Source organism: Xanthomonas sp. 3793, from assembly GCF_024806835.1.
Classification (GTDB): Bacteria; Pseudomonadota; Gammaproteobacteria; order Xanthomonadales; family Xanthomonadaceae; genus Xanthomonas; species Xanthomonas arboricola_F.
The window spans coordinates 21286-41264 of record NZ_JANTYU010000002.1 but is presented as its reverse complement, the minus strand read 5'-3'; the positions used below and the strand labels follow the sequence as shown (position 1 = coordinate 41264).

The 19979-nt window shown below is 64.8% G+C and carries 16 protein-coding genes, 1 other RNA gene and 1 pseudogene; 8 read left to right on the top strand and 10 right to left on the bottom strand.

All coding sequences use genetic code 11. The features are described 5' to 3' along the window. Positions 1–111: 111 nt before the first annotated feature. The 4 genes and pseudogenes from FHY18_RS06380 to FHY18_RS06365 form a co-directional block, all read right to left on the bottom strand. On the bottom strand, positions 112–1143 hold the full coding sequence (locus FHY18_RS06380; protein ID WP_259152831.1) for a sulfate/molybdate ABC transporter ATP-binding protein: 1032 nt from the start codon (positions 1141–1143) through the stop codon (positions 112–114). Positions 1144–1150: 7 nt separating this feature from the next. Next, positions 1151–2104: a sulfate ABC transporter permease subunit CysW gene (cysW, locus tag FHY18_RS06375; RefSeq protein WP_259152830.1), complete on the bottom strand. Its 954-nt coding sequence runs from the start codon at positions 2102–2104 to the stop codon at positions 1151–1153. After that, positions 2101–2958, bottom strand: coding sequence for a sulfate ABC transporter permease subunit CysT (gene cysT / locus FHY18_RS06370; protein ID WP_259152829.1), 858 nt, complete (start codon positions 2956–2958; stop codon positions 2101–2103). The genes cysW and cysT overlap by 4 nt, the downstream gene beginning before the upstream one ends. 2 nt (positions 2959–2960) lie before the next feature. Continuing rightward, a pseudogene (locus tag FHY18_RS06365) lies at positions 2961–4057 on the bottom strand (sulfate ABC transporter substrate-binding protein). Between the two features lie 92 nt (positions 4058–4149). Between FHY18_RS06365 and kbl the strand changes: the two are divergent. Then, on the top strand, positions 4150–5358 hold the full coding sequence (kbl, locus tag FHY18_RS06360) for a glycine C-acetyltransferase (RefSeq protein WP_259152828.1): 1209 nt from the start codon (positions 4150–4152) through the stop codon (positions 5356–5358). 2 nt (positions 5359–5360) lie between these two features. Beyond that, positions 5361–5765, top strand: coding sequence for an HNH endonuclease (locus FHY18_RS06355; RefSeq protein WP_259152827.1), 405 nt, complete (start codon positions 5361–5363; stop codon positions 5763–5765). Here FHY18_RS06355 and FHY18_RS06350 read toward each other — a convergent pair. The 3 genes from FHY18_RS06350 to FHY18_RS06340 all read right to left on the bottom strand — a co-directional run bounded on the left by FHY18_RS06350 (position 5704) and on the right by FHY18_RS06340 (position 8385). Next, the gene (locus tag FHY18_RS06350; protein WP_259152826.1) at positions 5704–6564 is read right to left on the bottom strand and encodes a pseudouridine synthase; all 861 of its coding nucleotides are present in this window, start codon (positions 6562–6564) and stop codon (positions 5704–5706) included. The genes FHY18_RS06355 and FHY18_RS06350 overlap by 62 nt on opposite strands. A 19-nt stretch (positions 6565–6583) precedes the next feature. After that, positions 6584–7096, bottom strand: coding sequence for a hypothetical protein (locus FHY18_RS06345; RefSeq protein ID WP_259152825.1), 513 nt, complete (start codon positions 7094–7096; stop codon positions 6584–6586). Positions 7097–7287: 191 nt separating this feature from the next. Beyond that, positions 7288–8385, bottom strand: coding sequence for an OmpA family protein (locus tag FHY18_RS06340; protein WP_259152824.1), 1098 nt, complete (start codon positions 8383–8385; stop codon positions 7288–7290). Positions 8386–8798: 413 nt separating this feature from the next. Between FHY18_RS06340 and FHY18_RS06335 the strand changes: the two genes are divergently transcribed. From FHY18_RS06335 to FHY18_RS06325, 3 genes are all read left to right on the top strand, one after another. Continuing rightward, the gene (locus FHY18_RS06335) at positions 8799–9821 is read left to right on the top strand and encodes a zinc-binding alcohol dehydrogenase family protein (protein ID WP_259152823.1); all 1023 of its coding nucleotides are present in this window, start codon (positions 8799–8801) and stop codon (positions 9819–9821) included. A 265-nt stretch (positions 9822–10086) separates the two neighbouring features. Next, positions 10087–12126: an NADPH-dependent 2,4-dienoyl-CoA reductase gene (locus FHY18_RS06330; RefSeq protein ID WP_259152822.1), complete on the top strand. Its 2040-nt coding sequence runs from the start codon at positions 10087–10089 to the stop codon at positions 12124–12126. A 237-nt stretch (positions 12127–12363) separates the two neighbouring features. Next, a complete protein-coding gene (locus tag FHY18_RS06325; RefSeq protein WP_259152820.1) occupies positions 12364–13635 on the top strand; it encodes an MFS transporter in 1272 nt (423 codons plus the stop codon). 86 nt (positions 13636–13721) lie between these two features. On the opposite strand, the gene FHY18_RS06320 is transcribed toward FHY18_RS06325, so the two are convergent. Then, positions 13722–13797: non-coding RNA, sX9 sRNA (locus tag FHY18_RS06320), on the bottom strand. 947 nt (positions 13798–14744) lie between these two features. Here FHY18_RS06320 and FHY18_RS06315 point away from each other — a divergent pair. Both FHY18_RS06315 and FHY18_RS06310 read left to right on the top strand, forming a co-directional pair. Further along, entirely contained in the window at positions 14745–15206 is a 462-nt protein-coding gene (locus FHY18_RS06315; protein WP_055846073.1) for a cell wall hydrolase, read from the top strand. 272 nt (positions 15207–15478) lie between these two features. After that, positions 15479–16093 carry a glutathione S-transferase N-terminal domain-containing protein gene (locus FHY18_RS06310; protein ID WP_259152817.1) on the top strand — a complete coding sequence of 205 codons (615 nt, stop codon included), beginning with the start codon at positions 15479–15481 and terminating at the stop codon, positions 16091–16093. Positions 16094–16287: 194 nt separating this feature from the next. Here FHY18_RS06310 and FHY18_RS06305 read toward each other — a convergent pair whose 3' ends face one another. Further along, positions 16288–17274: a malate dehydrogenase gene (locus tag FHY18_RS06305; RefSeq protein WP_259152815.1), complete on the bottom strand. Its 987-nt coding sequence runs from the start codon at positions 17272–17274 to the stop codon at positions 16288–16290. A 123-nt stretch (positions 17275–17397) separates the two neighbouring features. Further along, complete coding sequence (locus FHY18_RS06300; protein WP_039413197.1) at positions 17398–17892, bottom strand: peptidylprolyl isomerase; 495 nt, start codon at positions 17890–17892, stop codon at positions 17398–17400. Positions 17893–18136: 244 nt separating this feature from the next. Between FHY18_RS06300 and typA the strand changes: the two genes are divergently transcribed. Further along, positions 18137–19966 carry a translational GTPase TypA gene (typA, locus tag FHY18_RS06295; RefSeq protein ID WP_259152811.1) on the top strand — a complete coding sequence of 610 codons (1830 nt, stop codon included), beginning with the start codon at positions 18137–18139 and terminating at the stop codon, positions 19964–19966. Positions 19967–19979 lie beyond the last annotated feature (13 nt).

The window sequence follows — 19979 nt, the reverse complement described above, 5'->3', positions numbered from 1 at the left end:
GGGGATTGGGGATTGGGGATCCGCAACAGCCACAGCAGGACGCTACCACTGGCGAATCTTCACTACCGATCGCCTATCCAGATGCAGGGCGTGCCCGCCCATCCGGCTGCATCAGGCCGGGAAGACGCCGTAGTGGCGTGCTGCTAGGCGCAGCTGCTGGCCGGTCTCGAAGCTTCCTGCCGAGGCCGGCAGTTCCACCTCCACCTCGTTGCCGGCCGGCTGCAGCGTGGCGCGCAGGCGCAGGCGCGCCCCGCTGCGTTGCGACCAGGCCACCGTGGCCGGCCAGCCGGTGTCGTCGGGCACCAGATCCTCCGGACGCACGTAGACCTCGACCGGGCCGGCGGCCAGTGCGGAGTTGGCAGCCGGCAACGCGTGGCCTGCCACCTGGATCTGCCCCTGCGCCAGCACGCCCGGGATGCGGTTCACCGCCCCCACGAACGAATACACGAACGGCGAGGCCGGTTTGTCGTAGATCATTGCCGGGGTATCGAGTTGCTCGATGCGGCCGCGGTTGAGGATGGCGACGCGGTCGGCCAATTCCAGCGCTTCTTCCTGGTCATGGGTCACGAACACCGTGGTCAACCCGGTCTGCTCGTGCAGCGCGCGCAACCAGCGGCGCAGATCGCGGCGCACCTGCGCATCCAGTGCGCCGAACGGCTCGTCCAGCAGCAGCACGCGCGGCTCGATCGCCAACGCACGCGCCAGCGCCACACGCTGCCGCTGTCCACCCGATAGCTGGGTGGGATAGCGTTGCTCCAGACCCTGCAATTGCACCAACGCCAGCAGCTCTTCCACCCGCGCGCGGATGCGCGCTTCGGCCCAACGCTCGTTGCCGCGCCGCACCCGCAACCCGAAGGCGATGTTCTCGAACACGTCCATATGCTTGAACAACGCGTAGTGCTGGAACACGAAGCCGACCCGGCGCGACTGCACGCTCATGCGCGTGGCATCTTCGTCGCCGAACAGCACCTGCCCGCCATCGGCATGCTCCAACCCGGCCATGATCCGCAGCAGCGTGGTCTTGCCCGAACCGGACGGCCCCAGCAAGGCCAGCAACTCGCCCTGACGCACATCCAGGGTGATGTCGTCCAGCGCGGTGAACGTGTCGAACTGCTTGCGCAGGCGGTGGATGCGGATGCCCATGGTCACCTCAATGGCGGTGGTTGGCGGCCAGCGAATCGCCGTGCCGCCATTCCAGATACGTCTTCAGCGCCAGCGTCAGCAGCGCGGTCAATGCCAGCAGCGAGGCGCACGCGAACGCGGCGCTGTAGGCGTATTCGTTGTAGAGAATTTCCACATGCAGCGGCAACGTATTGGTGCGCCCGCGGATATGCCCGGACACCACCGACACCGCGCCGAACTCGCCCATCGCGCGCGCCGCGCACAGCAGCACGCCATACAGCAGGCCCCAGCGGATATTGGGCAAGGTCACGCGCCAGAACATCTGCCAGCCGTTCGCACCCAGGCTCAGCGCGGCCAGCTCTTCGTCGCTGCCCTGCTGCTCCATCAGCGGCATCAACTCGCGCGCAATGAACGGGAAGGTGACGAAGGTCGTCGCCAGCACGATGCCCGGCAGCGCGAACACGATCCGCGGCAGCTGGATCACCATCTCGCCCAGCGCCGGCAACTGCACCCGCCACCCCTCGTCGATCAACGGCCAGGCCCAGCCACTGCGGCCGAAGATCAGCACGAAGATCAAGCCTGCCACCACCGGCGAGACCGAGAATGGGAGGTCGATCAGGCTGACCAGCAGGCGTTTGCCCCAGAACCGGTGTTTGCTGATGGCCCACGCAGCGGCAACGCCGAAGATCAGATTCAACGGCAACACGATCGCCGTCACCAGCAACGTTAGCTTGATCGCCGACAAGGCATCCGGGTCGACCACTGCACGCAGAAACGTCTCCCAACCGCCGCGCAGCGCTTCGGCAAACACCAGCACCAGCGGCAGCAGCAGGAACGCCAGCAGAAAGACCAGCGCCCCCAGAATCATCAGCCACTGCACCCAGCGCGGCTCGTTGGTGGCCGAATCGGTGATGCGGCGCGCCTGCTCGGTCATCGTGCGGGTCTGCAACATGGAAGGCAGCGATGAAACAGCATCGCTCATGCGGGCCTCCGTTGATAGCGCAACAGGCGTGCCTGCAGCGTATTGACCAGCAACAGGATCACGAACGACAGCAACAGCATTGCCGCTGCAATGGCGGTGGCACCGGCGTAGTCGAACTCTTCCAGCCGGATAGTGATCAGCAGCGGTGCGATCTCGGTGGAATTGGGCAGGTTGCCGGCGATGAAGATCACCGAGCCGTACTCGCCCACGCCACGCGCGAAGGCCAGCGCAAAGCCGGTCAGCACCGCCGGCCACAGCCCCGGCAGCACCACCCGCCATACCGTCTGCCAGCGCGAGGCGCCCAGCGTGGCGGCAGCGGCTTCCAGCTCACGCTCGCTCTCGGCCAGCACCGGCTGCACCACCCGCACCACGAACGGCAGGCCGACGAACACCAGCGCCAGCACGATGCCCAGCTGGGTGTAGGCCACCTTGATGCCGATCGCCTCCAGCCAGCGCCCGACCCAGCCGTTGCCGCCGTACAGCGCGGTCAGCGCGATGCCGGCCACTGCGGTCGGCAGCGCGAACGGCAGATCGATCACCGCATCGAACAGGCGCTTGCCCGGAAAGCTGTAACGCACAAACACCCACGCCACCCAGGTGCCCATCACTGCATTGAAGGCGCCGGCCGCAAACGCGGTGCCGAAGCTCACCCGCAGCGCCGACAGCACGCGCGGCTCGCTCCAGACCTTCCACAAGCCCTCCCAGCCCAGGCCGCTGGTCTTGATGAAAATCCCCAGCAGCGGGATCAGCACGATCAATCCCAGCCAGGCCAGGGTGATACCCAGACTCAGGCCCAGCCCCGGCATCACGCGTCGGCGCGATGGCGACGCTGGGCGTGCAACCGACGTCTGCATGCCTACTTCTTGGCCTGGATCTGGTCGAACAGGCCGCCGTCGGCAAAGTGTTCCTGCTGCGCCTTGTCCCAGGAGCCGAACGCCTGCTGGATGGTCACCAGCTTGATGTCCGGGAAGCGGGCCAGGTCCGCCGGGTCGGCGAATTCCGGGTGCCGCGGACGATAGAAATGCTTGGCCGCCAGCTTCTGCCCTTCCGGCGCGTACAGATAGCGCAGATAGGCCTCGGCCACATCGCGCGTGCCGTGCTTGTCGACATTCTTGTCGACCAGCGCCACCGACGGCTCAGCCAGGATCGACAGCTTGGGCACCACGATCTCGAACTTGTCCTTGCCCAGCTCCTCGCGCGCCAGCAGCGCCTCGTTTTCCCAGGCCAGCAGCACATCGCCGATTCCGCGCTGCACGAAGGTCGTGGTGGCGCCGCGCGCACCGGTATCCAGCACCGGCACATTGCGGAACAACGCCTGCATGTAGCGCACGATGCGCTCGCGATCGCCCTTGAAGATGTGGTCGGCGTAGGCCCAGGCGGCCAGGTAGTTCCAGCGCGCGCCACCGGACGTCTTGGGATTGGGGGTCACCACCGACACCCCCGAGCGCAGCAGGTCCGGCCAATCGTGGATGTTCTTCGGGTTGCCCTTGCGCACCAGGAACACGATCGTGGAGGTATACGGCGCGCTGTTGTCTGGCAGGCGCTTCTCCCAATCGGTATCGATCAGCTTGGCCTTCTGCGCGATGGCATCCACGTCGTAGGCCAGCGCCAGCGTCACCACGTCCGCTTCGATCCCGTCGATCACCGCGCGCGCCTGCTTGCCGGAGCCGCCATGCGACGTCTCCACGCTGACCGTGTCTTGCGGGTGCTGCTGCTTCCACTGCGCCGCAAAGGCGGTGTTGTAGTCGCGGTAGAACTCGCGGGTGGGGTCGTAGCTCACGTTGAGCAGCCCGATGTCGCGCGCACCTGCCGGGCCGGCCAGGGCCAGCAGGGTGCAAAGCAGGGAAGCAAGACGGATATGGGGGTATGTCACAACGATCTCCTGGCCGGTGGGCGCAGCTGAACAGCAAGCATGCCATGCTGCGCAGCGGCACGCGGGCGGTGAAATGACATCAGCGCCGCCGCTTATGCCGATTTTGCATGACGTAGTGGTATGCCATTGTGATCGTTAACATTGCGCTTCTTTCTTTGCCACAGCGACCGCCATGACCCGTCCGCCTGCCGCGCTCACCGCCCACTACGCCGCCGAACTGGAAACCATCCAGTCCCAGGGCCTGTTCAAGTCCGAGCGCATCATCACCGGCCCGCAGTCGGCGCAGATCACCCTGGCCGATGGCCGTAGCGTGCTCAACTTCTGCGCCAACAACTATCTGGGCCTGGCCGACCACCCGGACATCATCCAGGCTGCCAAGGACGCGCTGGACACGCACGGCTTCGGCATGGCCTCGGTACGTTTCATCTGTGGCACCCAGGACCTGCACAAGCAGCTCGAACGCACCATCGCCGATTTCTTCGGCACCGAGGACACCATCCTCTACGCCGCCTGTTTCGACGCCAACGGCGGCCTGTTCGAACCGCTGCTTGGCGAGCACGACGCCATCATTTCCGACGCGCTCAACCACGCCTCCATCATCGACGGCGTGCGCCTGTGCAAGGCCAAGCGCTTCCGCTACGCCAATTGCGACATGGCCGATCTGGAAGCGCAGCTGCAGGCCGCCGATGCGGCTGGTTGCAAGACCAAGCTGATCACCAGCGATGGCGTGTTCTCGATGGACGGCTTCATCGCCCCGCTGGACGAAATCACTACCCTCGCCCGCAAATACAACGCGCTGGTGCATATCGACGAATGTCATGCCACAGGCTTTCTGGGCGCCACCGGCCGCGGCTCGGCCGAGGTCAAGGGCGTGCTGGACCAGATCGACATCTTCACCGGCACGCTGGGCAAGGCGATGGGCGGCGCATTGGGCGGCTTCACCACCGCCAGGCGCGAGGTGATCGAACTGCTGCGCCAGCGCTCGCGCCCCTATCTGTTCTCCAATTCGCTGCCGCCGCACGTGGTGGCTGCAGGCATCAAGGCATTCGACATGCTGGAAGCGGCCGGCGAGCTGCGCACGCAACTGGTCGACAACACCCGCTATTTCCGCGAGCGCATGACCGCCGCCGGCTTCGAGCTCAAGCCCGGCGTGCATCCGATCAGCCCGGTGATGCTCTACGACGCCCCGCTGGCGCAAAAGTTCGCCGAGCGCCTGCTGGAAGAAGGCATCTACGCCATCGGCTTCTTCTTCCCGGTGGTGCCCAAGGGACAGGCGCGCATCCGCACCCAGATCAGCGCCGCGCATACCCGCGAGCATCTGGACCAGGCCATCGACGCCTTCATCAAGATCGGCCGCGAACTGGACGTCATCAAGGCCTGAGCGTGCGGACGGTGCTGCGCCAACGGCTCCTGCTCGCGGCGCACACCGATGCCCAGGCGCAGTTGCTCGCCGGCAGCTGGCAGACCCGCTGCCTGCATTGCCGTCGCCGCCTGCACATCGGCATCGACGGCGAACCGCTGGGGCACACCACGCTCGAACACGTGGTCCCGCAGGCCTGGTTCGGGCGCCGCGCAGCAGCAGCGCTATGCGCGCAGGTCGGCGACGACCCCAACGATGCACGCAATCTGGCGCTGGCCTGTGCCGGCTGCAATCACGCCAAAGGTCGGCGCCACGATGCCAATGGCGCCAGCGATGCACGCGCCGGCGAAGTCGTCGCTGCGCTGCTCAGCGCGCGTCTGGCGCGCTGGCGGGAGCCGACGTCAGCGCCTGGACTTCCTCCGCGCTGAGCGCTCGCCACACGCCTTTACCCAGCTCGCCCATCGCCAGCGGCCCGATCGCCACGCGCACCAGCCGCAACACCCCAATCTCCACGGCCGCCAGCAGTCGACGGATCTGCCGATTGCGGCCTTCGTCCAGCACGATTTCCAGCCATGCATTGCGCTCACCCTCGCGCAGCAAGCGCACCCGCTTGGCACGCAGCAGCGCGCCATCACCCTCGGGGTCGGGATCGATCACACCGGTCTGCAACTGCGCCAGCTGCCCGGCGTCGGGGCGGCAGTCGATCTGCACGTGATAGGTCTTGTCCGGGCCAGTGGCCGGATCGGTCACCGCCGCTGCCCATTGCGGGTCGTTGCTGAATAGCAGCAGGCCCTCGCTGGCCTTGTCCAGCCGCCCCACCGGTGCAATCCACGGCAGGCCGGCGCCGTCGAAACAGCGATACACCGTGTCCCTGCCCTGCTCGTCGCGCACCGTGGTGACCACGCCACGCGGCTTGTTGAGCATCAGATAGACCCGCGCAGGCCCGGCCAGCGGCTGGCCGTCCACCGAGATCGCCTGATGCTGGTCGGCACGGATCGGAAATTCGGGGTCGCGAACCACCCGCGTATCCACGCTGACGCGCCCATCGGCGATCCAGCGTGCCGCCTCGGTGCGTGAACACACACCCAGCTTGGACAACACCCGCGCCAGCCCATGACGTGGCGCGGTGATGCCTGGTCCTGCCGCCGAGGCACGCGTCGGGCGCATCGGCACCGACGAACCACGGCTGCGATGCCGGGACGTCGCCGGCGGGGGCCGCCGGGTCATGCCGTCCCGACCCCGCGGCTTACTTGTTTTCGACCGGCTTGGCGTCGGCCGCCGGTGCAGGTGCCGCTGCCGCCGGCGCTGCGCCGGCAACCGGGCGCGCCTTGACCACACGCACGCCGCGCGACTTCATCCAGGCATCGAATTCTTCGGCGGTCATGCGCTTGCCGTTCTGGCTCATGTCGAAGCGCCACGGCGTGTTGTCGAATGCGGTGGTGGCCTTGTAGGCGGCCGGGTCGTTCGGGTTGACCGTGCCGCCCGGCGGAATCACCTTGGCCACGTCCTGGCAGCCTTCCACGCGCAGACGCAGCAGCACGCGGTCCACCGATTGCTCGCTGGTATAGGGCTGGGCCAACACGCCGGTGGGCATGCCCAGCTGGACGCTACGGGTATAGAACTCGGCGGCCGCCGGTGCGATGACGGTGGCGGGCAACGGCAGCGGCTGGGACACCGTGCTGCCGGCGCAGTTCGGAGCGGCGTAGGCGGCGGGAATCAAGGCGAGACAGAGCAAACCTGCCGTGGCGGTACGCAGCATCGGATTCTTCCAATTATGAGTGTGGTATTGACGCGGCGAGTGTAGGCAGCGATGAACGCTGTTTCAACCGGAACCGTGCCTGGACGGCAACACAGACAGGTTAGACGGTGCCTCGACCCGCTTTTGGTGGTCCTACAAAGACAAAACCCGGCACAAGGCCGGGTTTTGTATGGAACAAGCTAGCGGTCCGATTAGTTCTGGACGTTCAGCTCGGTACGACGGTTCTTCGCACGGCCTTCCGGATTGTCCGAACCATCCGGGTTGGTGTTCGGAGCAATCGGACGGCTCTCGCCGTAGCCGATCGGACCAACCAGACGCGACGCATCGACGCCGTTCTTGGTCAGGTAGTCGTACACGGTGGTCGCACGACGCTCGGACAGCTTCTGGTTGTACGCGTCGGTACCCTTCGAGTCGGTGTGACCGGCAACCTCGACCTTCAGGTCGGGGTAACGCTTCAGGATCTCGGTCGCTTCGCTCAGGATCGACTGTGCGTCCGGACGCAGGGTCGACTTGTTGAAGTCGAAGTTCACGCCCTTCAGGTCAATCGACACAGGAACCGGGCAACCGTCCGGACCGATGGTCTGGCCGGGCTGCGAAGCCGGGCACTTGTCGTCGCAGTTGTTGACGCCGTCACCGTCGTCATCCAGGTCTGCGCAGCTCGGGGCAACCGGAGCCGGAGCCGGCGGCGGAGCGGTCGACGGAGCCGGTCCCAGCGGGATCACGACGCCGACCGAAGCCAGCACGTCGCCGAACCAGTCTTCCTGCGGAGCAGCAACGCTCTGGTCGTTGAAGTCGGCGCGGTAGGCCAGTTCAGCACGCACGGCGACGCGCTTGTCGAAGGTGGTCTGCAGACCGACACCAGCCTTGGCGGCAAAGTTGCCGTCCTTCTGCTGGCCCGGCGAAACCGGGTTCGGAGTTGCGTCGAACTCTTCTTCCGAACGCTGGTAGCCCAGACCGAACAGCAGGTAGGGGTTCCAGCCGCGGCCTTCCTGGATGAAGTGGCGACGCAGGTCGAACGAGATGCCGTACTGGCTCCAGTTCTGATCCTGGTTGGCATCGAAGTTGGGGTTCTGATAGTTCAGTTCACCGTCGATCGACCAGTTCGGGCTGACAAACTTGCCCAGGCCCAGGGTGACGAACGGAGCATCATTGGTCAGACGATCGCTGTCCTGGAAGTTGAAGCCAGCGCTACCGGTCAGGTACCAACGGTCATCGAACTCCTGCGCGGACGCAGCCTGGGCAACTGCCAGACCGCCGAGCAACGCGGCAGTGAGAATTTTCTTGTTCATTTATACAGCTCCTTCTTTGGGAGATAAACCGATAGAGGCGTTGTTCTTGGTAAAGATGCTCGTCACATCCAGAGCCATCGGGGCGCAGATTAAGCCGGCCTCAGTGAAGATCGCGTTAACGGTCATATAACATGTGAAAGCAATCACCATGGCGGCTGAGCCCATCCAATACTACGTATACAGTTTCATGAAGGAAAGGACCGGGCACCCACTTTCGCCAGTCAACGCATCTGAACGGCAGCCCACTTGAGCCTGTTGAATACGGTTCCAGACAAGGCGTTCTGCAGGGGCTTGGTCAGCGCAAAAAACCACATTGGTGAACGCAAGGCCCCGGCCGAGCTGAATTGCGGAGTCGGTTATTGCAGCCGCCTCGCTCCACAACGCACCCTGAACTCCCCACCAGGAGCGTCCCGATGAAAGCCGTCGCCCTCACCCGTTATCTGCCGATCGATGATCCAGCATCGCTGCTTGACATCGACGTCCCCGCCCCCGCAGCACCTTCGGGGTATGACTTATTGGTACGTGTGGAAGCGATCTCGGTCAATCCGGTCGATACCAAGGTGCGTGCGCCCAAGCCGCAGCCACTGACCGAGCCAAAAATCCTGGGATACGACGCTGCGGGCGTGATCGAGGCGGTAGGCCCGGACGTCACTGCGTTTGCCGTGGGCGACGCGGTGTACTACGCCGGGGATATCGGCCGGCCGGGGAGCAACGCGCAGTATCAGCTGGTGGATGCGCGCATCGCCGGCTGCAAGCCCACTTCGCTGAGCTTTGCGCAGGCGGCTGCCTTGCCATTGACCACGCTCACCGCGTGGGAGCTGCTGTTTCAGCGCATGCCGTTCGCATTCGATGGCGCACGCAACCGCGGCCGCTATCTAGTGATCATCGGCGGTGCCGGCGGGGTGGGATCGATTGCGATCCAGCTGGCGCGACATGCCGGCTTCACCGTCATCGCCACGGCCTCCCGCCCGGAGAGCGGCGAATGGGTGCGGCAGATGGGTGCGCAGCACGTCGTCGACCACCACCAACCGCTGCACGCGCAGTTGCAGGCACTGGGCCTGCAACAGGTGGATGCGGCGCTGAATCTGGCCGACACCGACCGCTACTGGCAGCAGTTGGGCGAGATCCTGGCGCCGCAGGGGCATGTCGGCCTGATCGTCGAGCCACGCGGCCCGCTGATGATTGGCGACCCGTACAAGTCAAAGTGCATCGGCATCCATTGGGAGCTGATGTTCGCGCGGTCGCGCTACGCCACCGACGACATGGTGGAACAGCATCGCATCCTCAACCGTGCCGCGAGCCTGATCGACGCCGGCGAGCTGCGCACGACACACACCGAAACGCTGTCGCCGATCAACGCCGACAACCTGCGTGAAGCGCATCGGCGGCTGGAGAGCGGCAGCACCATCGGCAAGCTGGTGTTGGCCGGGTGGTAGCCACAGCGGGTAGCGCCGCCTGTTTGCGCGGCAACACTGCAGACAGACCTGGACTACGCCCGCCATCGGGCTGCGCGGCGATGGCCAGGCATGCCCGCTACATGGTCAGCCGCAGCCCATGGCGGGCCCGCGCATAACCGATGCGGTGAAGTCAGCCAGGCAAGGTCTGCATCGCGGCCGGCAGCGCCAAAGCGGCAGCTTGGGACTTGCCGCCACGCCCGTTTGCCTGCATCGTGCGCACTCCGTACGCCAGCGTATCCATATCATGTCGCCCGCCACCGGCCCGTCCGCCTCGTCCTTCCCGCACCTGTTCACGCCACTCGATCTGGGTTTCACCCAATTGCGCAACCGCGTCCTGATGGGCTCGATGCACACCGGGCTGGAAGATCGGGCGCGCGATTTCCCCAGGTTGGCCGCCTATTTCGCCGAACGGGCCGCAGGCGGTGTCGGCCTGATCGTCACCGGCGGCTTTTCGCCGAACGTGGTGGGTTGGCTCAAGCCGTTCGGCGGCAAACTGTCCTGGCCCTGGGAAGTCCGCCCGCACCGCCAGGTCACCCGCGCGGTGCACGCGCACGGCGCCAAGATCTGCATGCAGCTGCTGCACGCCGGGCGCTATGCCTACCACCCGTTGTCGGTGGCGCCGTCCAGGCTGCAGGCGCCGATCAATCCGTTCACTCCGCGCGCATTGTCGGCAGCGGCGGTGGACCGGCAGATCGCCGCGTACGCGCGCGCCGCGCGGCTGGCGCGCGAGGCCGGCTACGACGGTGTCGAGGTGATGGGCTCGGAAGGCTACCTGATCAACGAGTTCACCGCCGCGCGTACCAATAAGCGCAACGATGCCTGGGGTGGCGACGCGACCAAGCGCATGCGGTTTGCGGTGGAAATCGTGCGCCGCATCCGTGAAGCCTGCGGGCCCGACTTCATCATCATCTACCGGCTGTCGCTGGTGGACCTGGTCGAAGAAGGCAACCAGTGGCAGGAGATCCTGGCGCAGGCGCAGGCCATCGAAGCCGCCGGCGCGACCATCATCAACTCCGGCATCGGCTGGCATGAAGCGCGCGTGCCGACCATCGCCACCTCGGTGCCACGCGCCGCATTCGCCGGAGTCACCGCCAAGCTCAAACCGCATCTGCGCATTCCGGTGGTGGCGAGCAACCGCATCAACATGCCGGAAGTGGCAGAACGCATCCTGTCCGACGGCGCAGCAGACATGGTGTCGCTGGCGCGCCCGCTGCTGGCCGACCCGCAGTGGACCAACAAGGCCCGCGCCGGGCAGTCGCACACCATCAATACGTGTATCGCCTGCAACCAGGCCTGCCTGGATCACGTGTTCGAAAACAAGCTCGCCACCTGCCTGGTCAACCCGCGCGCCGTACACGAAACCGAGCTGATCTATACACCTACCGCAACGCCCAGGCGCATTGCCGTGGTCGGCGCCGGACCTGCGGGCCTGGCCTGCGCGACGGTGGCGGCCGAACGCGGGCATCACGTCACCTTGTTCGATGCGGGCAGCGAGATAGGCGGGCAGTTCAATGTGGCCCGGCGCATCCCGGGCAAGGAAGAATTCAACGAAACGCTGCGCTATTTCCGTCACCGGATCGAAGCCACCGGCGTCCAGCTGCGTTTGAACGCGCATGTGCAGGCAGCAGACCTGAAGGACTTCGACGAGGTCGTGCTGGCGACCGGCATCGAGCCGCGCAAGGTCGACTTTCCCGGCGCCGATCATCCGATGGTGGTGAGCTACCTGGACGTGGTGCTGGGCCGGCATGTGGCTGCTCCCAAGGTGGCGATCATCGGCGCAGGTGGCATCGGTTTCGATGTCGGCGAATATCTGGTGCACGCCGGGGAGTCGTCGGCGCTGGATCCGCAGCGCTGGATGGCCGAATGGGGCGTGGACCCGACCTTCGAAGCGCGCGGCGCGCTGGCCAAGCCGCAACCCGAGCGCCCTGCCCGTCAGGTCTGGCTGCTGCAGCGCAGCCCCGGGCGGCCAGGTGCCCGCCTGGGCAAGACCACCGGCTGGATACACCGCGCAACGCTCAAGGCCAAGGGCGTCAAGATGCTCGGCGGCGTGGAATATCTGGGCGTGGACGACGCCGGACTGCGTATTCGCGTGGAGGGCAACGAGCAATTGCTCGACGTCGGCACCGTGGTGATCTGCGCCGGTCAGGAACCGCGACGCGAGCTGCTGGCCGCGCTGCAGGCCAACGGCCAGCAACCGCACCTGATCGGCGGCGCGGACGTGGCCGCCGAGCTGGACGCCAAACGCGCGATCAACCAGGCCAGCCGACTCGCTGCGCTACTGTGATCGGTGCGCGCACCCGCTGAGGCGGTGCCGCGCCGTCCGGGAGAGATGTCCACCCAGGTGCAAGCCCTTCTCCGCTTGGGAGGGGCTTGGAAGCTGCGCCATCATGGTCGCCGCTCTCGTCCGTACTAGCGCCATCCCGCGTTCGACGCGTGCGCGGTTCTTCGTAGTGTCTTGGCGCTGCGCTATAAGCGGCGGATGCCGCCTGCTTCGAAAACGCGCCTGATCCCTACCCTGTCAATGGAAACGTTGCTGGCGTACACGGCTGCGCATTTCGGCAAGAGTCTGCTCTGGTACACCGGCGAGCTGCTGCTGATCTTCGCCCTGACCGAATACGTGGGACTGAGTGCAACAGCTGCCGGCGTGTCGGTCGCCGCCGGGCTGCTGGTCAGTGCCGCAATGGGGCTACTGGCTGCGCGCCGCTGGCAAGCGGGCATCAGCCTGGCATGGGCGGGGCGCACGCAATGGCGAGGCATGGCGCTGGCGGCGGCGGCGATGTCACTGCTGTTTCTGGTGCCGCTGTTGCCGCCGCCTGCACGCCTGCCCTGCGTGCTGTTGCTCAGCCTGCCGTTTCGTGCGGCCTACGCCATCGGCGATGTCGCGCAGAACACGTTACTTGGGCTCTGCCGTTGGCCTTGGCGCGGAGCGCAAGGCGTAAGCGCACTGCGCTTGATCGGCAGCGGTCTGGCTGCATTATCGATAAGTGCAGCGATCGGGCTGCTGCTCTCCAGGCCGCATGCGGGTACTGCAATGGCGATGACGGTGGTTTGCATTGCGAGCTGCATTGCAGTGACCGCGTCGTGGTGGCTGCGTCTGACGCTGCAACCGCAGACGCAGCACGTCAACAGCGTACCAACCGATCGATCGTTCACATCCTTGCGTCACCATCCACTGTTGCCGCTGATGGTGATCGCGCTGCTGTCGCTGACCTTGCCTACGTTTACCAAACTGGCGCCGTATCTGGCGCAGACACTGATTATTTCGCAACGTTGGGGCAGCGCGCTGCTGATCAGCTACGCCATTGGCTCGGTGGTCGTACAACCGCTGGCAGCGCGTCTGCACACCGGCGCGTTCCAGCGCCTGGGATACAGCGGCGCCGCGCTGGCAGGCTGTGGGCTGCTGTTTGCGCTGCAGCCAACCCGCAGCACCCGCCTGGATGCGGCGCTGGCACTTTGCGTGGGCATGGCCGCGGGCAGCGCCGGACAATGGGTCTGGGCGCGCCATGCCGAACTTTGCATGCAGTACGGCCCCACCCAACAAGCTCGCCGCTCTGCCGTGCTGACAGCGGTGGCACAGGTTGCGCTTGCGCTAGGCAGCACGGTGGTCGGCCTGCTGTTGCAACTGTACAACGACCACGGCGCAGCTCAAGCGCAACTGGCATGGTCGATGGCAATCGGGCCTGTCGCCTGCGGCGCGGCCTGTCTGCTGCTGGCCTGGAACAACCGTGTATCGCGACTTGAGCGACGACTGCCCGCAGAAGCGACACCACAATCGAGACCATTACACACTTGACTGCCTGTATCCGGATGCACCCAAAGCCGATCCTTGACCACACCGGCGCGAAGATAGTTTGTTGAATCTGCACCGAGCCATTTAGCGGCTGATAAAACGTAGCGAACAGTGGCCAGATGAGCGTGGACGGCGCACGGGAACAGGAGTCTACGAACGGAAAACGCCGACTGCGGGCAATGGCCGCGCAAGCCTGGTGGCTGGGCAGTTTTTTAGTCGCCCTCAGGCGTCACTTGTAGTGACCAACATAGCCGACGCTCGAAATAAATCCTTCCGTTTTCGCTGCCGAAGCCACGCGCATATTCGATATGCATCGTCACCCGACGACTTGCTTGCTTTGAAGCTGCGGTTGCCGGCGTGCGTATGATCGTAGATTGGGCTCCGGCATCCACTCGCGATGCGCACGACCGTCGCGATGAGCATCATGACAGCCACCTAGCTTGGCGATCTCGAATATACGCCTCGCGAGCGAAGCGTGAGCGCATCGCGCAACGCGGTTGAGCACCCATGAGTGCGACAACCCGGCCATCAGAATCGTGCGACAGCGATGCGATAACGCAACGTCCGACATCGCATGCCAGTTCATGCTGCGCATCGTCAACGGCTTGCTCGACGATGCCGACAGATGCGCAGTGCCCACGTATGCAATCGCGTGCGACGGACCATCATTGTCGACTCGATGATGCGCAGGTTCGCCGCGTGTCTTTTCGTAGCCCAGAAGAAACGTGCAGCCGGCGTGAACGCAGAATCAGCCAAACGTCTTGCTGCACAGTGCACGCGATATCGGAACCAGGCACTGCACGCGCCGCTGTCGCCTGGGCGAATGCGACGCGCGTTACAGCTGCTTTGCGTGCTGTGCCTTGGGCATAACGCAGACACCGCCGAAGTCGCGCCGCGTCAACCCCGCCCATTCAGCCAAGATTATGTGATCGCCGCCTACCTTGCGCCAACTTTTTGACCCACCTCGCTTGGTGGGCACCTTCGGTAGATCCCTCTTTCACCGAAGACCGGGCGGCCCGTGACAGGTCGCCTCCCCATGACGCCAAGCCTTTCGTATTGGTGCATCCACCTTGGATGCTCTGCGGACCGGCCCATACGGAGCAAGGAGTTGTATGAAGATGATTTGGATATTCTGGCTGGCGCAATTGATGCCGCAGCCAGCTGCAGATTCACTGTGCTTGAGTACGACCGTTTATCTGGAAGCGCGCGACCAGACCTTGCGCGGCCAACAGGCTGTTGCGGAAGTTGCGTTGCGTCGACTGGACAGCGGTTTGTGGGGCGACTCGATGTGTGAGGTGGTCACTGCACGCAAGCAGTTTGCACCGACGATCGTCGCGCCAGGCACGCAGTTGAAGAACGACGACGCCTGGAACAAGGCATTGGGTGTTGCCCTCGCCGCCGAACGCAACTGGGCGTTGCCGGTGGGCCAGCGCAAGGAGATCGTGCCTGGCGCGAGCCACTTTGCTGCCAGCGCGATTGCCAGCCCGAGTTGGCGGAATGCGTATCAGGTTGCCACCATCGGCGATCACACCTTCTACCGCGTGCAGAAGCTGCGCCCGCGGACTGCGTCGTAGCGACAGCGTGCGCCGATAGCGCGTTGCAACGTGTCCGAACCGTTGCGATGACGCGGCCGGCCAACAGCGACAGGTTTTCGCACACGCCAGTCGATGCGCGACTGCGCAGCATGCCCCCCGATGCAGCCGGCGCCCGGTGCGTGCAGCCTGCAGATCGCTACGCGTGACGATGCCGATGGGCGGCAGCGCCCAGGCCACCGCCGATGGGCAGGCGGCACAGCTTGCCGCACAACCCGGCTAAGCTTGCATCCCCTCTTCACCATTGGATGCACATGAAGCTCTACACCAAGCCCGGGGCCTGTTCACTTGCAGACCACATTGTATTGCGCTGGTCCGGGCTTCCGTTCGACCTGGTCGTGGTCGATGCAGCAACCATGAAGTCGCCCGAATATCTGCAGCTCAATCCCGCTGGTGCAGTGCCGTTGCTGATGGTCGATGATTGGGCCCTGACCCAGAACGCGGCCATCCTGAATTACATCGCCGATGTTGCACCGCTCACCGGCCTGGGCGGTGATGGCAGCGCGCGCAGCCGCGCCGAAATCAATCGCTGGATCGCCTTTTCCAATGCCGATGTACATCCGACCTTCAAGCCGATCTTCGGCAGCACGGCGTATCTGCAGGATCAGGCATTGATCGCGCGCAGTCACGACGATGCACGCAGCAAGTTGCGCGCTCTCTACACACGCGTCGATACGCATCTGCAGGGCCGGCAGTGGTTGGCCGGCGACAGCCATACCGGCGCAGATGCCTATCTGTTCGTGACCTTGCGGTGGGCCAACAAAGCCGGCGTCGACCTCACCGGCCTGACCGCACTGGATGCGTTATTCAAGCGCATGCATGCCGATGCCGATGTGCAGGCCGCCCTGAAGGCCGAAGGCCTGTCGTAATCGGCACTGCGGCCTGACAGCTGGCGTAACGTCACACGGCAAGGCCGCCCCTCGCAGCGCCTGCGGGGTCGTCGCCACGCATTGCCCGCAAACGATCGCAACATATCGAGCTCCGCATGCAGGTCCAGCGCCCGCACGTAGACACAAAAAAACGCCGGGCAGCGCCCGGCGTTCTTGTAGCAATGCGCTGCGAATCAACCCAGCAGATGCGACACGCCGCTGCGCTCTTCTTCCAGCTCGGCCAGGGTCTTGTCGATGTACTTCTGGCTGAAGTCGTCGATCGGCAGATCCTTGACGATGGTGTACTTGCCGTTTTCGGTGGTGACCGGGAAGCCGAACATCACCCCTTCCGGAATGCCGTAGGAACCGTCCGACGGCACGCCCATGGTGACCCACTTGCCGTTGCTGCCCAGCACCCAGTCACGCACGTGATCGATGGCGGCATTGGCAGCCGATGCGGCCGAGGACAGACCGCGCGCCTCGATGATCGCCGCGCCGCGCTTGCCCACGGTCGGGATGAAGGTAGACGCGTTCCATTCCTGGTCGTTGATCGCATCGCCTACCGAAGCACCATCGGAGGTGGCGAAACGGTAATCCGGGTACATGGTCGGGCTGTGGTTGCCCCACACCGCCAGCTTCTCGATGCCGGCCACCGGCTTGCCGAGCTTGACCGAGAGCTGGCTCAGCGCACGGTTGTGGTCCAGGCGCAGCATCGCGGTGAAATTCTTGGGGTCCAGGTCCGGCGCCGACTTCATGGCGATATAGGCATTGGTGTTGGCCGGGTTGCCGACCACCAGCACCTTCACGTCGCGCTTGGCGACCTTGTTCAGGGCCGCGCCCTGCGCGGTGAAGATCTCCGCATTTGCCAGCAGCAGATCCTTGCGCTCCATGCCCGGGCCGCGCGGACGCGAACCGACCAGCAGGGCGACATCGACGTCCTTGAAGGCCACTTCGGCGTCGTCGGTACCGACCATGCCGGCCAGCAGCGGGAATGCGCAGTCTTCCAGTTCCATCATCACGCCCTTGAGGGCGGCCTGGGCTTTCTCGATCGGCAGTTCAAGCAACTGCAGAATGACCGGCTGGTCCTTGCCCAGCATTTCTCCGGAGGCGATGCGGAACAGCAGGGCATAGCCGATCTGGCCGGCAGCGCCGGTCACAGCAACACGAACAGGTGCTTTCATGGGGTGTTTCCTCTGCTAAAAAGCGTTGGTGGGGGTCGCGCGCTGGCGGGGGCCGCAAGGCCTGGCGGCGCGCGTTGACAAGCAAACGGCCGCGCAAGGCGGCCGTTCGACGGGGGGCTGCGATCAGGCGGCGAGGATCTTGTTCCACTCCGCAACGCGGTCGGCCTTGGCGGCCAGCACGGCGTCGGTGTCGCCTTCGATGGTGAGCGTGTTGATGGTGTCGCCCTGGGCAACGCTGTCCACCACGTCCAGACCCTGGGTGACCTTGCCGAACACGGTGTGCTTGCCGTCCAGCCACGGGGTGGCGGTGTGGGTGATGAAGAACTGGCTGCCATTGGTGTTCGGGCCGGCATTGGCCATGGACAGCACGCCGCGCTCGTGGCCGACGCCGTTATTGGTCTCGTCTTCGAAACGGTAGCCCGGGCCGCCGCGGCCGGAACCTTCCGGGCAACCGCCCTGGATCATGAAGTCGGCGATGACGCGGTGGAAGCTCAGGCCGTTGTAGAAGCCGCGCTTGGCCAGATTCACGAAGTTGGCGACGGTCAGCGGCGCCTTCTCCGGATACAGCTCAACAACGATCGGGCCGCGGGAGGTGTCGAAAGTGGCGATCAGGGACATGGAAATCCTTGCAGGTTCTGGGGTGATCAACAGCCCATTAGGATACACCCGGGCGCGTGGACGACCGCGCAGTTACGACCATGGTCCAACGACGTGGCCGGGCCCGGATCCTGAGCGCCGTCACGCTGGCTGAATGGGCGATCTGAACCGACGTCGGTCAATCCGCAACGGCAACGCAACGAAACCGCTATAATGTCGGGCTTACCTCATCTCAAGACTGGCGCCAGACAGGGGCCCTTTCCGCATGTCCATTGAAAAACTCCGCAATATCGCCATCGTCGCGCACGTCGACCATGGCAAGACCACCCTCGTCGACTGCCTGCTGAAGCAGTCCGGCACCCTGTCCGAACGCACCGTCTTGGCTGAGCGTGTGATGGACAGCAACGATCAGGAAAAGGAACGTGGTATCACGATCCTGGCCAAGAACACGGCCATTACCTGGAACGGCAACCGCATCAACATCGTCGACACCCCGGGACACGCCGACTTCGGTGGCGAAGTCGAGCGCGTGCTGTCGATGGTGGACTCGGTGCTGATCCTGGTCGACGCGATGGACGGCCCGATGCCGCAGACCCGCTTCGTGACCCAGAAGGCGTTCGCGATGGGCTTCAAGCCGATCGTGGTGGTCAACAAGATCGACCGTCCCGGCGCACGCCCGGACTGGGTGATCGACCAGGTGTTCGACCTGTTCGACAAGCTCGGCGCTACCGACGAGCAGCTGGACTTCCCGATCGTCTACACCTCCGCACTGAACGGCTACGCCAGCCTGGATTCGGACGTGCGCGACGGCGACATGACCCCGCTGTACGAAGCGATCATGCAGCATGTGTCGGCACCGGACGTGGATCCGGACGGCCCGTTCCAGATGCGCATCAGCCAGCTGGACTACAACAACTTCGTCGGCGTGATCGGCATCGGCCGCATCCAGCGCGGCGTGCTGAAGAAGAACATGCCGGTCAGCGTGATCGACCGCGAAGGCAAGAAGCGTCAGGGCAAGGTGCTGCAGGTGCTGGGCTTCCTGGGCCTGGAACGCATCGAGCAGGACACCGCCGAGGCCGGCGACATCGTCGCCATCTCCGGCGTGGCCGAGCTGACCATTTCCGACACCGTGTGTGCGCTTGAGCACCCGGAAGCGCTGCCGGCGCTGACTGTGGACGAGCCGACCATCTCGATGACCTTCCAGGTCAACAACTCGCCGTTCGCCGGCAACAAGGACCTGTCCGGTGGCAAGTTCCTGACCAGCCGCCAGCTGCGCGACCGTCTGGACCGCGAGAAGGTGCACAACGTGGCACTGAAGGTCGAAGAAGGCTCGGACGCCGACAAGTTCCTGGTCTCCGGCCGTGGCGAACTGCACTTGTCGGTGCTGATCGAGAACATGCGTCGCGAAGGCTACGAGCTGGCCGTGTCGCGTCCGGAAGTCATCATCAAGGAAATCGACGGCAAGCAGATGGAGCCGATCGAACAGCTGGTGGTGGATATCGAAGAACAGCACCAGGGCGGCGTGATGGAAAAGCTGGGCACCCGCAAGGGCCAGCTGAAGAACATGGAGCCGGACGGCAAGGGCCGCGTGCGCCTGGATTACATGATCCCGGCGCGTGGCCTGATCGGCTTCCAGAACGAGTTCCGCACCCTGACCCAGGGCTCGGGCCTGCTGTTCCACGTGTTCGACCATTACGGCCCGAAGGAACAGGGCGCCATCGCCAAGCGCCAGAACGGCGTGATGATCGCCAACGCACCGGGCGCAACTCCGGCCTATGCGCTGGGGCCGCTGGAAGAGCGTGGCCGCCTGTTCGCTGCCGAAGGCGACAACGTGTACGAAGGCCAGCTGATCGGCATCCACTCCAAGGATAACGACCTGACCGTCAACGCGATCAAGACCAAGCCGCTGACCAACATGCGCGCTTCGGGCAAGGACGACGCGATCAAGCTGACCCCGGCGATCAAGTACACGCTGGAACAGGCCCTGGACTTCATCGAGGACGACGAGCTGGTGGAAGTCACCCCGAAGGAAATCCGCCTGCGCAAGAAGTTCCTGACCGAAAGCGACCGCAAGCGCGCTGGCCGTTCCGGCTAAGCACTGACGTCCA

Bases quoted from the DNA above. Each gene is read 5' to 3' on its own strand.
- FHY18_RS06380 (WP_259152831.1), bottom strand. From the start codon at position 1,143: ATGGGCATCCGCATCCACCGCCTGCGCAAGCAGTTCGACACGTTCACC.
- cysW (WP_259152830.1), bottom strand. From the start codon at position 2,104: ATGAGCGATGCTGTTTCATCGCTGCCTTCCATGTTGCAGACCCGCACG.
- cysT (WP_259152829.1), bottom strand. From the start codon at position 2,958: ATGCAGACGTCGGTTGCACGCCCAGCGTCGCCATCGCGCCGACGCGTG.
- kbl (WP_259152828.1), top strand. From the start codon at position 4,150: ATGACCCGTCCGCCTGCCGCGCTCACCGCCCACTACGCCGCCGAACTG.
- FHY18_RS06350 (WP_259152826.1), bottom strand. From the start codon at position 6,564: ATGACCCGGCGGCCCCCGCCGGCGACGTCCCGGCATCGCAGCCGTGGT.
- FHY18_RS06345 (WP_259152825.1), bottom strand. From the start codon at position 7,096: ATGCTGCGTACCGCCACGGCAGGTTTGCTCTGTCTCGCCTTGATTCCC.
- FHY18_RS06340 (WP_259152824.1), bottom strand. From the start codon at position 8,385: ATGAACAAGAAAATTCTCACTGCCGCGTTGCTCGGCGGTCTGGCAGTT.
- FHY18_RS06335 (WP_259152823.1), top strand. From the start codon at position 8,799: ATGAAAGCCGTCGCCCTCACCCGTTATCTGCCGATCGATGATCCAGCA.
- FHY18_RS06330 (WP_259152822.1), top strand. From the start codon at position 10,087: ATGTCGCCCGCCACCGGCCCGTCCGCCTCGTCCTTCCCGCACCTGTTC.
- FHY18_RS06325 (WP_259152820.1), top strand. From the start codon at position 12,364: ATGGAAACGTTGCTGGCGTACACGGCTGCGCATTTCGGCAAGAGTCTG.
- FHY18_RS06315 (WP_055846073.1), top strand. From the start codon at position 14,745: ATGAAGATGATTTGGATATTCTGGCTGGCGCAATTGATGCCGCAGCCA.
- FHY18_RS06310 (WP_259152817.1), top strand. From the start codon at position 15,479: ATGAAGCTCTACACCAAGCCCGGGGCCTGTTCACTTGCAGACCACATT.
- FHY18_RS06305 (WP_259152815.1), bottom strand. From the start codon at position 17,274: ATGAAAGCACCTGTTCGTGTTGCTGTGACCGGCGCTGCCGGCCAGATC.
- FHY18_RS06300 (WP_039413197.1), bottom strand. From the start codon at position 17,892: ATGTCCCTGATCGCCACTTTCGACACCTCCCGCGGCCCGATCGTTGTT.
- typA (WP_259152811.1), top strand. From the start codon at position 18,137: ATGTCCATTGAAAAACTCCGCAATATCGCCATCGTCGCGCACGTCGAC.